At 64.5% G+C, this 13,188-nt stretch carries 11 protein-coding genes; 4 read left to right on the plus strand and 7 right to left on the minus strand.

The features are described 5' to 3' along the window. Nucleotides 1–7 precede the first annotated feature (7 nt). Nucleotides 8–1,360, minus strand: a complete 1,353-nt coding sequence (locus N5A92_RS27260) for a calcium-binding protein (RefSeq protein ID WP_313958392.1) — start codon at nucleotides 1,358–1,360, stop codon at nucleotides 8–10. A gap of 354 nt (nucleotides 1,361–1,714) precedes the next feature. Here N5A92_RS27260 and N5A92_RS06945 point away from each other — a divergent pair, with 354 nt between their 5' ends. Continuing rightward, nucleotides 1,715–2,098, plus strand: coding sequence for a hypothetical protein (locus N5A92_RS06945; protein WP_260901275.1), 384 nt, complete (start codon nucleotides 1,715–1,717; stop codon nucleotides 2,096–2,098). On the opposite strand, the gene N5A92_RS06950 is transcribed toward N5A92_RS06945, so the two are convergent. Then, nucleotides 2,062–2,982, minus strand: a complete 921-nt coding sequence (locus N5A92_RS06950) for a metallophosphoesterase family protein (RefSeq protein ID WP_260901278.1) — start codon at nucleotides 2,980–2,982, stop codon at nucleotides 2,062–2,064. The two genes, N5A92_RS06945 and N5A92_RS06950, sit on opposite strands and share 37 nt — an antisense overlap. A gap of 53 nt (nucleotides 2,983–3,035) precedes the next feature. On the opposite strand from N5A92_RS06950, the gene N5A92_RS06955 reads away from it, so the two are divergent. After that, a complete protein-coding gene (locus N5A92_RS06955) occupies nucleotides 3,036–3,530 on the plus strand; it encodes an NUDIX domain-containing protein (protein WP_260901279.1) in 495 nt (164 codons plus the stop codon). Nucleotides 3,531–3,533: 3 nt separating this feature from the next. On the opposite strand, the gene N5A92_RS06960 is transcribed toward N5A92_RS06955, so the two are convergent. Further along, a complete protein-coding gene (locus N5A92_RS06960; protein ID WP_260901280.1) occupies nucleotides 3,534–4,523 on the minus strand; it encodes a glutathione S-transferase family protein in 990 nt (329 codons plus the stop codon). Nucleotides 4,524–4,811: 288 nt separating this feature from the next. Here N5A92_RS06960 and N5A92_RS06965 point away from each other — a divergent pair, with 288 nt between their 5' ends. Together N5A92_RS06965 and N5A92_RS06970 are read left to right on the plus strand one after the other, a co-directional pair. Then, nucleotides 4,812–5,336 carry a GNAT family N-acetyltransferase gene (locus N5A92_RS06965; RefSeq protein WP_260901281.1) on the plus strand — a complete coding sequence of 175 codons (525 nt, stop codon included), beginning with the start codon at nucleotides 4,812–4,814 and terminating at the stop codon, nucleotides 5,334–5,336. A 223-nt stretch (nucleotides 5,337–5,559) separates the two neighbouring features. Beyond that, nucleotides 5,560–5,718: a hypothetical protein gene (locus tag N5A92_RS06970; RefSeq protein ID WP_260901282.1), complete on the plus strand. Its 159-nt coding sequence runs from the start codon at nucleotides 5,560–5,562 to the stop codon at nucleotides 5,716–5,718. A 488-nt stretch (nucleotides 5,719–6,206) separates the two neighbouring features. On the opposite strand, the gene N5A92_RS06975 is transcribed toward N5A92_RS06970, so the two are convergent. The 4 genes from N5A92_RS06975 to N5A92_RS06990 all read right to left on the minus strand — a co-directional run bounded on the left by N5A92_RS06975 (nucleotide 6,207) and on the right by N5A92_RS06990 (nucleotide 13,184). Next, nucleotides 6,207–7,175: a hypothetical protein gene (locus tag N5A92_RS06975; protein WP_260901283.1), complete on the minus strand. Its 969-nt coding sequence runs from the start codon at nucleotides 7,173–7,175 to the stop codon at nucleotides 6,207–6,209. Nucleotides 7,176–7,381: 206 nt separating this feature from the next. Next, nucleotides 7,382–9,454, minus strand: coding sequence for a hypothetical protein (locus N5A92_RS06980; RefSeq protein WP_260902298.1), 2,073 nt, complete (start codon nucleotides 9,452–9,454; stop codon nucleotides 7,382–7,384). Continuing rightward, the gene (locus N5A92_RS06985; protein WP_260901284.1) at nucleotides 9,454–12,279 is read right to left on the minus strand and encodes a DUF4159 domain-containing protein; all 2,826 of its coding nucleotides are present in this window, start codon (nucleotides 12,277–12,279) and stop codon (nucleotides 9,454–9,456) included. The genes N5A92_RS06980 and N5A92_RS06985 overlap by 1 nt, the downstream gene beginning before the upstream one ends. Next, nucleotides 12,276–13,184, minus strand: coding sequence for a DUF58 domain-containing protein (locus tag N5A92_RS06990; RefSeq protein WP_260901285.1), 909 nt, complete (start codon nucleotides 13,182–13,184; stop codon nucleotides 12,276–12,278). Before N5A92_RS06990 ends, N5A92_RS06985 begins: the two co-directional genes overlap by 4 nt. Nucleotides 13,185–13,188: the final 4 nt, after the last annotated feature.

Consider the following 13,188-nt stretch of genomic DNA (forward strand, 5'->3'; position numbering starts at 1 on the left):
ATTCTGCTCAAATGAAATCCTGGGGCCGCGCCAATAGATCTTCGATGATGAGGCTGCTTGTGCTGTTATAGCCTCCCTCATCATAGTGGACTTCGCTGCTGGTGATCGTACGCTCGTTGCCACCGTCGTCCGGGCGCGTTTCCTCTACAGGGTGATAGACGATCTGGCCCTCCACCATGACCTTGTCGACGTAACGTTCGAAATCCATGATCCTGTCATGGCTTCCGTTGTACTCGAAGACGAAGATATCGGCGCCGGGACCACCATAGAGGATATCGTCGCCCTCGCCGCCGCGGATCGTGTCATTGCCGCTGCCACCGATGATGGTGTCATCACCGTTGCTGCCCGTGAGATCTTTATCCTGGTCGTCGCCGCTGATCATGCTCTCGTCGTTGGCGATGTTACTGCCGTGGTCTTTGTTCTCCTCGGCAAACGTGAAATCGGCCTCGTCGAACACCCATGCAGGCAGGTCGACAATGCGGATGACCTGACCCTCGAACTCCAGGATGGTGTCCTGTGAATGCCTGGTGCTGAGATCGCTCTTCGTTTCGACGATCTCGGTGTGAAGCGAGAGTTGATGGAAGTCCGTGAGACCGGGGATGCCGGAGAGGTCGATCTTGTCCTTGCCCAGCTCGAAGTCGCGCACCTCGCCGTGCTCATCTGCCTCGAAGGCGAAAGTGTCGGCAACGCCTGCTTGGCCCTCCAGGGAAAGGGGGACCGGTTCCTGGGCCATGGCATCCCCTTCGCCAGCCGTCGCGGCTTCGCTTTCATTCTCATTCCCGCCGTCGGTCTCATCCCCTTCTATTGCCTGATCCTCGGTGCTGGAGGTGGTGCTGGTGTCGAGCCCCGCCACACCTTCGTCGACTACAGGCTGGTCATCGTCTGACGCCGGCTCCGGAGGCGTCGGGGTATCGTTGTCTTCGGGGAAGATGAAATCGTCTGCCGTAAGATCCCACCAATGAACCCCGGCCAGGACAATCCGGTTGCCATCGAACTCTACGATGACGCCCACCTTGGCGTGGGAATTGCCGGTCTCGTCTATCCCCGTCGAAGTGATCTCGAGTTGGTCGAAGCCCTTCAGACCGGGGACCCCCGACAAGTCGATCTTGTCGCCGCGCTGGAAGTCGGTCACATAAGTGTCGCCCCAGCTGCCGGTAAGGACAAAGCGATTGGCACCCTCGCCCCCGGAAAGGACGCTGCCGTTTCCGCCGCCAATGGCATCATCGCCCGGGCCGCCCTGGACGACTTCACCATCGCCGCCAAGGAGAGTGTCATCGCCGTCGGTCCCCGGTTTGGTAACTTTGTCATAGACGAAGCTCGGAACCGTGGAGCCGAGGCCCACATAGACATTGGTGGACATGGCGTTACCCCTTACAAGGTCGGCAACGTCTTATGACGCATCGCTCGGATGTCCGCGCGTTGCCGATCGCCAGCCCCCGCTAGATTTCGGCCATATATACCTTAGGTTGTGGGGCCTCAAGTAAACTGTTATTAATAGTATATATATCGGGCGTTATACCCGGCGGCCCTCGCGGCGTGGCAAGAGGACCCAAGCCACCGCCATGCCGACCACCGGCACCGCACCGTCCGACCCGGTTGATGGAGTGCATAGCGGACAGAAGCGCGTGCCGTGCAGAACCAGCTCCGCGTCGCGCCGCCGCACCACCTTCTGAAAGTGTGAGCCCCCAAGAAGCCGCTGCAACTCCGGGAATCGATGGGAGACGAAGAAGAACGCCGAAAAGAAACAAGTTTTGGCCGGATTCGCATGCCAGGCGGTGCATTATTTGATGAAGATGTATTCTTGGAGATGGTTATGGCTGAATCTTTTCAGCGCTTTCTGGCTTTTTCCTCTTGGGCGTCTCTCGTCCTCACCGTTCTTGGAATTGGACTTTTTGTTGCTCTCAGCCCGTTCGCTTCCATTGACGAGCAGGGAGCGGTGCACGAAGACTTTCGCCTCTTTGCCTTCGTGTGTCTCGTGTTCTTCGCGGGCGTGTTGGGTATGGTCATAAGCAAAATCCTGTCGGCACTTCTGGCCTACTTCCGCCGTCGTCGCGAGACTGCTCACGCCGGCGTGCGCTCGCCGGACACCAGCACCTGAGAAGAGATTTCGCCGATCTCCGCTTGCCCCTCGACCGCCCCCCGCCGCGCCAGCCGCACCTGCCACGCCCCCGGGACGCCGACGATCTCGAAGAGATTGTAGTGCCCCGCGGGCTTCGCCCCGCCATGCAACTGGCCGGCCGCCGCCACGCCGACCACCGGCACCGTGCCGTCCGGCCCGTCGATGCGGTGAACCGTGGGCAGGTGTGTGTGCCCGTGCAGCACTAGCTCCGCGCCGTGCCGCCGCACCATCTTCTGGAAGCGTGAGATGCCGAGAAGCCGCTTGTGCGGACCCGTAGCGCCACGCACTGGCGGATGGTGGATCAGGACGATGCGGAAGAGACCCCGTGCGCCGGCCTCGTCCAGAAGTTCGGCCGTCTTCCCCGCCTGGTTTTCGGTAAAATAGCCGCTGGCCAGAAACGGCGCGGTCGCCCGCGCCGACGACACCCCGACGATCGCCACCGGCCCGCGCACCCGCAGATAGGGAAAGCCGTAGCGGCCGGTCGGCGGCATGCTTCCGTCGCCCTTCATGTAAGGGCCCCAAGCTTGGCAAGCCCTGGCGAGCGCCCGTGGCACGTAGGCGTCGTGGTTGCCGGGCACCACTGAAATCTCCTCCGGTGCCCCGAGCCCCTCCAGCCACAGCCGTGCCATCTCGATCTCCTTGTCGAGGGCGAGGTTCACCAGATCGCCGGTCAGGGCGATGTGGTCGGGCTTCGCGGCCAGCATGTCGTCGGTGATGCGGTCGATGATGCCGTGGTCGAGGTGGACCCGCCGGCGGCGCTGCCAGTGGAGGTAGCCTGTAATGCGTTTGGAGACGAGTTCGCGATAGGTTATGTCGGGCAGCGGCCCCAGATGGATGTCGGAAAAATGTGCAAGGCGAAACATGCAACGTGTGTAGTGCAGCCCCGCCTGCCTTTCCAGCCCCCGCGGAGTTTCGCATGAGCGCACGTCGTCTGGAACCACGCCCTGCCGAGAAGACGCGCCTCATCGTGCGCCTCTTCCATCTCTGGTTCCTCTTCCGCCGCCCCATGACACTCGGCGTGCGTGGCGTCGTGTATGACACGCAGGCCCGCACCGTTCTCCTCGTGCGCCACACCTATGTGGCCGGATGGCAGTTGCCCGGCGGCGGCGTCGAGCCGGGCGAGACCATGGAAGCTGGCCTGGCGCGCGAACTGGAAGAGGAGGGCAACATCGCCCTAGCTGGCGCTCCGGAGCTGAAGTCGGTTCATTTCAACCGCCAGGCCAGCCGCCGCGACCACGTCGCCGTCTATCTCGTCGCAAATTTCCGCCAGACCCGCCCGCACACCCCGGACGGGGAAATCGCCGAGGCACGGTTCTTTTCCCTCGACGCGCTGCCGGAGGAGACGACGGAGGCCACCCGGCGGCGCCTGGCGGAAATCTTCGAAGGGGTGCCGGTGTCGGCGGAGTGGTAGGCGCTACGCCGCCTTGGCGAGCCTCCCCCGGTCATGGGGTGCCGAATAGTCCACCTCCGGCCCCACCGGAACGATGCGCGTCGGGTTGATGGAGGCATGGCTGCCGTAATAATGCGCCTTGATGTGGCGCATATTCACCGTCTCGGCGACGCCCGGCACCTGGTAGAGTTCGCGCAGATAGTTCGACAGGTTCGGATAGTCGCTGATGCGGCGCAGGTTGCACTTGAAGTGGCCGACATAGACCGGATCGAAGCGCGCCAGCGTCGTAAAAAGCCGCCAATCGGCTTCCGTCAGCCGCTCGCCAGCGAGATAGCGCTGGCGCGACAGGCGCTCTTCCACCGTGTCGAGGGCGGCGAATAACTGGCCGAAGGCCTCCTCATAGGCTTCCTGTGTCGTGGCGAAGCCGGCGCGGTACACACCGTTGTTGATGTTCTCGTAGACCAACTCATTGACGGCGTCGATCTCGGCGCGCAGTGGTGCAGGGTAGAGATCCACCGAGGCATCGCCCCATTCGTCGAAGGCTGAGTTCAGCATACGGATGATCTCGGCCGATTCGTTGGAGACGATGGTCTCCGTCTTCCTGTCCCACAGGACCGGCACCGTCACCCGGCCTGAATAATGCGGGTCGGCCTTGGTGTAGATCTGGTGCAGGAAATCGAGACCGTAGAGCTGGTCGCCGGTCGCCCCGTCCCCTGTCTTAAACGTCCAGCCGTTCTCGCCCATGAAATGATGCACGACGGAGAAGGAGATCACATCCTCCAGCTTCTTTAGCTTGCGGAAGATCAGCGTGCGGTGCGCCCAGGGGCATGCGTAGGATATGTAGAGATGGTAGCGGCCGGGCTCTGCCTTGAAGCCGCGCTCGCGCCCCTCAGCCGGTTGCCCGTCCTTGGTCACGAAATCACGAAACTGCGATTTCGACCGCTCGAAGCGGCCGCCGGTTTTCGAGGTGTCGTACCATTGGTCGCGCCAAACGCCGTCGACAAGCAGGCCCATCGTCATTCTCCTTCTGTCTGCCACCCGCATCTAGGACCTAAAGGAGCACTTCCCAACCCCGGCAGGCATGAACGCATCGTCAACAATTCAGGACGTTCCGCAAGGAAGGCGCATCATTCCAGTGGACGAGACGGGCGTTTGGTGCTAGCGGAACCGCTCCCTGGAGATGGATGTAATGGTTCTCTTTCCGGTGCAGCGACGACGATAGGACTGACGCGCCCTTCGTGGGTGCGGCTTGCGCGGTACGCTGACGCCGCATGACCCTGTCCCATCACCGGAAATCTCTCCATGTCCCTTGCCGACATTACCTTTCTGCCGGAAGACCCGGCGCACGACGCCGAAATCGAGCACATCAACGCCGAGGCCTTCGGCCCCGGCCGCTTCACGCGCGCCGCCTACAAGATCCGCGAAGGCGGGCCGCACGAACGCGCGCTGTCCTTCGTCGCGCTCAACGCGGGCCATGTCGTCGCCTCGGTGCGCTTGACGCGCATCGCCGCGGGCGAGGGCAGGGCGCTTCTGCTCGGGCCGCTTGCCGTGCGTCCCGTCTACAAGAACAAGGGCATCGGCAAGAAGCTGGTGAAGATCGCCGTGGAGGCCGCGCGCGAGGTTGGCGCCGGCGCGGTGGTCCTCGTCGGCGACGAACCCTATTACGGACCGCTTGGCTTCAAACGCATCCCGCCCGGCCAACTGCGCATGCCGCGCCCGGTCGATCCCAACCGCCTCCTGGCGGTGGAGTTGAAGGAGGGCGCGCTGGCGGCACTCTCGGGCAAGGTGACGCACGCGGCATTGGTGGCCGAGGGTGGGGGGAGCTAGGCGAAGCCCGACTCATGAACCGCAAGACCGCACGCCTCCTCGCCCTGCCGCTGTTGCTGGCAGCCGCGTCCCCCGCATTGGCCGGGGTAGCCGACAAGGAGCCCACGGTAGTGGAAATCTGGGCACGGGTCGCCACCCTCAGCGCCTTGTCCTACGGCCTTAGCCGCCTGTGCCCGCTGCTCGCCCTTCTCGTGCTGCCCGTCTCGCTTCTGTGGCATCGAGCATGTTCGGGGAAGTCAACGACCCGCATGCTGGCCCAGCCATCCTGCGTGAACTTGGTGCTGCCTACATTGCCCAGACCTATCTCGCCTCCGCCCTGATGGTGCTCGGGCCGCTCGTTGTCGCGTTTCTGTGCGGCCGGCGGATGCGGCGATCCTCTTGAGGCTACCTCGAAACGGCGTTGCTGAAGAGCGGGGAATTCCCGGCAATAGCGCAGGCTTCATACTTCGAAAAGCCACGTTGCGAGAGAGGCGCAACCAGCACAAGATTTGGATACCAGCATCATCACAAGGGGGGCGGTTTGTGCGGCCTTTTTCTGATTGCCAGGCAGGTCGCAGTTTCCGCGAATGGAGATAATGGACTACACACTTATCATCCTGGCCTGCCTGGCGACGGCGCCGGAGGCTTGCCAGTCGCAGCAGCTATACGTCACCGATTTGGCCACCCATCCCAGCGTTGCCTTCATTCAGGTGCAGCCCATCGTAGCTCGCTGGACCGAGACACATCCTGGATATTTCGTACGGAGTTGGCGTCTCTTATCTGATCGAGGGGTGTGAGGTCCGTGACGGAGACCGCTCGCGGAAAACAACAAAGACAATTCCTCAACACATTTCCATGCCGCAGCAAGGCCCGGCGGTCCGAATAGCACCGTCAGCCCTTCAGCCATGGCGATTGCGAACTCCAGAAGATCACGTCAACCCCCAGATAATCGGTGGCGAAGCGGACGAACTCCTCTTTCGTGAAGGGTTTGCGGGTCTTCGGGTTCGTATAGGTCAGGGTCGGCTCCTGCACCGCCATTGCCACGAGGCCGAGCTTTCCCTTGTATCGGTTGAAAAAAGGATAGGCGTTCTTCATCTGCACCTTGCGGTAGGGGACGATGTCGGGGCCGCCAAGGCCGATATCGTGATCGGCGGCGTATTCGAACAGCCGCCCCATGTAGTCGTGGTCGTTTGCCCACTCGCAGGGCCAGAAGTTCACGTACTGCACGACGTGCGATTTCGTGAAGGCCGCCCAGGCGGCGGCCAGATTATCCATCTCCGCCTCGAAATAGGCGTCACAGGTAAAACCGGTGCGGTCGCCCTTCATGTCGATATCGACGGCGGTCTCGGGCAGGTTTATGCCGAATACCCTCCCGTCGAACGTATCGGCCAAGGCTTCTATGAGAGCCTGAAAGCGGCCGCGCACCGCATCGTTCCACTGCATGGCCACCCAGCCGTGACCGACCGGCTGTCTCTCACCGGCGTTGTCGACCTGAGCCACCAGGCCGCCGCCATATTGCAGGCCGGTCGTCAGATACGCAGGCACGTTCCTCGCCTCGATCGAGAAGAAGCGGTCCTGCACTTGGATGAAAAGCTTCTTGCCTAGCTTGTCGGCAACCGCCAGATCCCCCTCGATCGCCGAGAAGTCGTATTGCCCCATGCCGGGTTCCAGCGACTTCCAGTTGTAGACGATCTGAACGCCGTCGATGTCAGGCCGCTCAAGAACAGGCCGTAACTCTTCAAGGCTTCCGGAACTCGTATAGAGAAAGTTCGCCGGCGCATCCCCACCTCCCGCAGAAGCAGAGCCACAGAGCGCCGCCAATACGGCGGCGATGGCTCCAATAGATGTCGAAATCCGCATCTTGTCCTCTCGAATAATTATTTAAATCAATGGTATAGCTGATAAAATATACTTGGAGCGCCGTGCGTCCGTTCGGGCGCATAATCTACCCATCGTGCTTCCTGAGAATCGATTTTCGATCCTATACTGTAGTGACGGAGCGGTTGAAATGTGGCGTTGCGAAGCAAGAAGGCCGCGGCCACTGATGTGGGGAGCCGGATCGCGCCTTAGCGCCCCTCACGGTACCACATGGCGCCGAGCGCCAGGAGCAGCAGCCCGAGACCCAGGAAGCCGGCGAACAGCGGCACCCGCCTGATCGACTGCAAGACGCTATCGTTGGTGCTCCTTAGCCCGATCCAGTCGCGCCCTGCCGCCGTGGTGGCGTTGGCGCGCACCGGCACGATGTTGGGGAGGTTCAGTCCGCCCACGCCACCCTCCAGCCGGCGCACGCTTCCCCCGCTCGCCTCGGCCACCGGCGCCAGCACCTCTTCCGTCGACACCGTGTTCACGAATTCCGGCGCATTGACCGGGCCGACATGGGCAAGCGCCGTCAGATCACCGTTCTCGACCTGGTAGAGGCCGATTTCGTCGGCCTCCAGCGTGCCGCGGAAGAGGCCGGGCTCGCCGGCCGTCAGCGGCACGTCGCGTGTTTCGCCCGAAGGGGCGGTCACCGTGGCCGTGCCGACCTCGTCCTCCATGGACTGGCGCGTGATCTCAAGCCGCATGCCGCGGCCGGCCGCCGTCAGCCGCTCTTCCTCCAGGTCCGGCTCCTTCATCAGCCAATGGGCGATGCGGCGATAGAGCGAGACGTAGGGGCCGCCGCCCTCGAAGCCGCGCGCCCACAGCCAGCCCTGGTCGGACAGGAACATGCCGACCCGGCCTTCGCCGCGGCGCGCCAGCAAGAGAAGCGGCTGCTCGTCCGGCCCCTGCATCACCACCTGGCCGTCCGTCCGGCCGATGCCGACGGCGCGGAACCAGCGGCTCCAGCCGGGCGGCTCGGAGGCCGAACCGTCGAGCCCGCGGGTGACGGGGTGGCGGGCGCCCGTATCCGTCAGGCGGGGATAGAAGCCGGCTTCCGTCACCTCTCCGCTGGGCAGCGCCGGCAGCGCCGAGATCAGCGGCGTATGGGCGATGGACTGGTCACCGGCGAACTCGGGCCCAGCGGCGATCAGAAGTGCTCCGCCATTCTCCACATACTCGGCGATGTAGTCGTAATAGAGGATCGGCAGCACGTCGCGGTGCTGGTAGCGGTCGAAGATGATGAGGTCGAAGTCGTCGATCCTTTCGACGAAGAGCTCGCGCGTCGGGAAGGCAATCAGCGACAATTCGTTGATCGGCGTGCCGTCCTGCTTCTCCGGCGGGCGCAGGATGGTGAAGTGGACGAGGTCGACGGAAGCGTCGGACTTGAGCAGGTTGCGCCAGGTCCGCTCGCCCGAATGCGGTTCACCGGAAACGAGCAGCACGCGCAGGTTCTCGCGGATGCCGTCGATCAGGGCGACGGCGCGGTTGTTGGTCTCCGTAATCTCGCCCTCTTCCACCGGGATCCTGAGTTCCACTATGTTGCGTCCGGCGGTGGGGACGGTGACTTCCAGCGGCATTTCCTGGCCGATCGTCGCCTGCTCGACCAGCGCCAGTTCACCATTGACGAGAACCTCGACCTCCACCTGCCCGGTCTCGCCCTCGGTATCGATGACGCGGTAGCTCATTTCCAGAGGCTGCCCGACGATGCCGAAGCGTGGCGCACGCTCAAAGCGGATTCGCCGGTCGCGCTCGCCCTCCCGGCCGGTGATCAGCGCATGCAGCGGTCCGGCGAGGCCCGAGACGTTTGGCGGTGTGTCGTGCACTTGGCCGTCGGTGATCATGATGGAGCCGGCCACGCGCGAGGATGGCACGTCGCGTAACGTGCTCTCCAGCGCTTCGAAGAGACGGGTCTCGGTGTTCTCGTCGACGGCTTCGCCTCGGCCGGCCTCGACCGTACGCACCTCGAACTGATTGAAGCGCTCCAGCCGCTCCGCCAGCGCTTGCGCCGCCTGTTGTGTCTCCTCGCTCCTGTCGCCGATGTCCTGGCTCTGGCTTTCGTCGATCACCACGGCGACGACGCTTTTGAGCGGATCCCGCTCTTCTTCTAGGAGCACCGGATTAAGGAGCGCCAGCGCCAGAGCGATAAGTGCTCCCAGGCGAAGCAGCGCGCCGCGCCGGCCAGCGAACAGGCTGAGCGCCATCAGGCAGGCGAGCGGGATCGTAAGAAGCGCCAGTACACCCCAGGAAAACAGCGGATCGAAGCTCAAGGACCAGTTCATCATTGGCCGAGCCGCTCCAGCAGGACAGGCACATGAACCTGGTCCGACTTATAGTTTCCGGTCAGCATGTACATCATGATGTTCACGCCCGCCCGCAGTGCATATGTGCGCTGCATCGGGTCCGACGGCACGGTGGGCAGCAGCGGCTCGCCGTTCGAACCCACGGCCCATGCGCCGGCAAGATCGTTGGCGGTGATCATGATGGGGGACACACCGTCGCCCGTGCGCACGGGCCGGTCAGCGCGGCTCTCCGCCTCCGCGGAGGCTTCCACCCACAAGTCGCTGCCGCGGTAACGGCCGGGAAACTCCGAGAGGATGTAGAACGCCTTGGTAAGCACGTGGTCATCCGGCACCGGTTCCAGTGGCGGCACGTTCAGGCCGGAAAGGATGTCGCGCAGCCGCTGCGTCTCAGGGCTCACCGAGCCGGACGAGCCAAAGCCGGAGGAGTACTGGTCGCGCGTGTCGAAAAGCACTGTGCCTCCCTGCTGCATATAGGCGTCGATGCGCGCGATGGCCTCCTCGGAGGGCATCTCGGCATTGGGGTCGATGGGCCAGTAGATGAGGGGATAGAAAGAAAGCTCATCCGTGGCGATGTCGAGAGCCGCTGGCGCGCCGGGCTCCAGCGCCGTCTTCTCGGCCAGGAAGCGCGACAGGCCCTGTACGCCAGCGCGGCTGATGGCATCGACCGAGGAAATGCCGGTCCTGACATATGCGATACGGGTGGCCGCAATCGCCTCGATCGCCTCCATGTCGCCCGGCTGCGGGTTGTCCTGCGCCAACGCATTGTCCGGCACCAGCAGCGAGAATGCGAGGGCGGTGGCAAGCAGCACAGAAGCAGTGGAGGCGGCGCGGCGCGTCGGGCGCCGCTGCAACAGCCCGCCCAGCCACAGCACAGCCAGCGTGTCGAGCGCCAGAAGTGCCAGCGCCGCGGCCATCAGCGGTCCTTTGAGCGGCTGCGACTGGTCGAAGGCATAGCGTGCTTCGCTCATGGTCACCGGCGCCGTGGGGCGGGAGAGGGCGGTAAGTTGCGCATCCGGCGCCAGAAGGTTGTGCGCCACCACGCCTTCCTCCGAGCCGTAGAGCCCCGGCGGATTGGCAAGCGTGACCGGCGCATCGCCGGCAAGCTGCAGCGGTTCGGCCTCCGGCCCGGGCGGCACCAGCGTGCCGGTGGCCGAGATCATGCGGTAGGGCGGCAGCCGTCCGCTCTGTTCCTCCTGGTCAGCCGCAAGGCTCCCCTGGTTACGCGAAAGCTGCACGATGCGCCGCAGCATCTCGACGAAGCTTCCGGAGATCGGCAGGCTCGACCAGGTGGCTTCCGGTGTGACGTGGAACAGGATGACGCGGCCGTCGCCGCGTGCGGCGCCCGTCACCAGCGGCGTGCCGTCGGCGAGATTGGCCCAGGTGCGCTCGACGATGTCGGCCGATGGCTCGGCCAGCACCTGGCGGCTCACCGTCACGTCGCGCGGCGGTGTCAGGTCAGAGAAGGGGCCGCCTGCTGGAAAGTCGTCCACCGACTGCGGCTCCGACCACGATAACGCGCCGCCCAACGAGCGCTCGCCTTCGCGCAGCCGCACGGGCAGCAACTCTTCATCATGATCCGCCGCCGCCAGCCGCGGCCCGGCGAAGCGGATCAGCGTGCCACCCGCGCGCATCCATTCGACCAGCGCCTCTCGTGCCGAATCCGGAAGGGTGCCGACATCGGCCATGACAATCGCCGCCGGCTTCTGTTCCAGAAGCTGCGGGATGGCCTCGGTCAGCTCGGGGTCTGAGGGCCGGATGAGGTCGGCATAGGGACCGAGCGCGCGCTGGATATAGTAGAGGGGCGATAGCAGCGGCTGCGCCTGGTCCGCCTCATGCTGCGACAGCAGCCCGACGCGCCGGCGGCGCGCGTTCTCGTCGAGCATGCGCAGCGCGCCGGCATGGTCCTCACCGGTAATGCCGATGGAGGCGAAGTCGTTGCGCAGTTCGAAGGGAACGCGCATTTCACCGCGGGCCCGTGCCTCGCCGGGACCGAAGGTGATGGTCGTCTCGGCGATCCGGCGCCCGCGCTCGTCGGAAGCGTGGGCGATAACCTGGCGCGGCCCCATCTCGTCCTCGCGCCGCACCGCTGTCACCACAAAGCGCTCCGGCTCGTTGGCGCTGTCGGAGAGCGCAACGACCGGCAGCCGGTCCGGCGCAACCCACAGGACGTCGGAAAGCTCGGCGGAAAACAGCGTCTCGAACGCCGCCTCGTCGTCGGGCCCCGCAAGTCCGTCCGCCAACACGGCCAGGGTCGCGCCGGGCATATCGGCAAGCGCATCGGCAACGCGGGCGTAGGTTGCCGGTCGATCTGTCGGCACGGGCCGGGGCTCGGCCGCGTTCAGCCGCTCGATAGCGGTGTCGGCGTCAAAGGGCCCGATGTCCTGCGCCGGCTTTTCCGCCGTCAGTGCCACGATCACCGGCACGCTGCTCTCCTTGGCGTCATTGATCAGCCGCGTCGCCGTGGCCACACGCCGCTCCCAGTCAGGAGCGCTCGACCAGCCGTTATCCATCACGATGGCCAGCGCCTCACCGCCCACGGCTATCTTTTCGCGCGGGTTGAAGACTGGAGCAGCCAACGCCAGGATGACGAGTGCTGCCAGCGCCAACCTCAGAAGCGTCAGCCACCAAGGGCTTTGGTGCGGCGTTTCCTCCTTCTTCACGATACGCGCCAGGATGGCGAGCGGCGGGAAGGTCTCCTGCTGCGGCCGGGGCGGGGTGAGCCGCAAGAGCCACCAAATGACGGGCAGGGCGAGCAGGCCCCATAAGACCATCGGTGCACCGAAGGAGAGGGGGAGGAAATTCATCGGCCGACATCCATTTCGGACGTCATTGCCGTGTGCACGCCGATGAGCGCTTCGGAAGCCAGTCGGTCCGTATGGTTTACAGTGTAGCTCCAGCCAAGCTTCTTGCACCACCTGGAAAGCGTCTCGCGCCGGGCGAGATAGAGCCGGCGGTAGTCTTCGCCCAGCGTCTCGGCGCGGCCCGCGGTTAGCCGTTCACCCGTCTCTGGATCATGAAACTCGGTGCGGCCGGAATAGGGGAAGGTCTCTTCCGCCGGGTCGGCCACCTCAATCAGATGCGCTCTGGCGCCGACGCGTGCCAGCGGGTCGAGCCAGCGCATGGTCTCTTCCGGTGAATCCAGAAAGTCACCCGCGACGACCATATCGGAGAAGCGACGGACGACCGTCAGGTCGGGGCGCGCGGTGGTGGGCTCCGCATGGGCGATCTGCTGGGCCAGCCTCTCCGCCCCGTTGCGCGCGGCGAAGGGATCGGAAAGCCCCGGCCAGGCAATGCGCTCGCCGCTGCGCGACAGGAGCTCGGCCAAGGCCAGGATCAGCACCAGCGCCCGCGATTCCTTGGAAACGTCCGCCTGGCTGGAGCGGAACAGCATGGACGGCGAGCGGTCGGCCCACAGCCAAACCGTGTGGGCGGCCTCCCATTCGCGGTCGCGCACATAGATGTGGTCTTCCTCGCGGGCGGAGCGGCGCCAGTCGATGCGGGCCACCGCCTCGCCGTCCACATAGGGCCGGAACTGCCAGAAATTCTCGCCGATGCCGCGCCGTCGCCGGCCGTGCCAGCCGGCGATCACATTGTTGACGACGCGCCGCGCCTCCACCAGCAGATCTGGCACCAGTGCGGCCCGTGTGCGTGCTCGCGCAAGCGCATCCCGCGTCTCAACCTGGGTGGTGACTTCACCGATCCGCGCCATCAAC

Source organism: Chelativorans salis, assembly GCF_025336525.1.
Lineage (GTDB): Bacteria > Pseudomonadota > Alphaproteobacteria > Rhizobiales > Rhizobiaceae > Chelativorans > Chelativorans salis.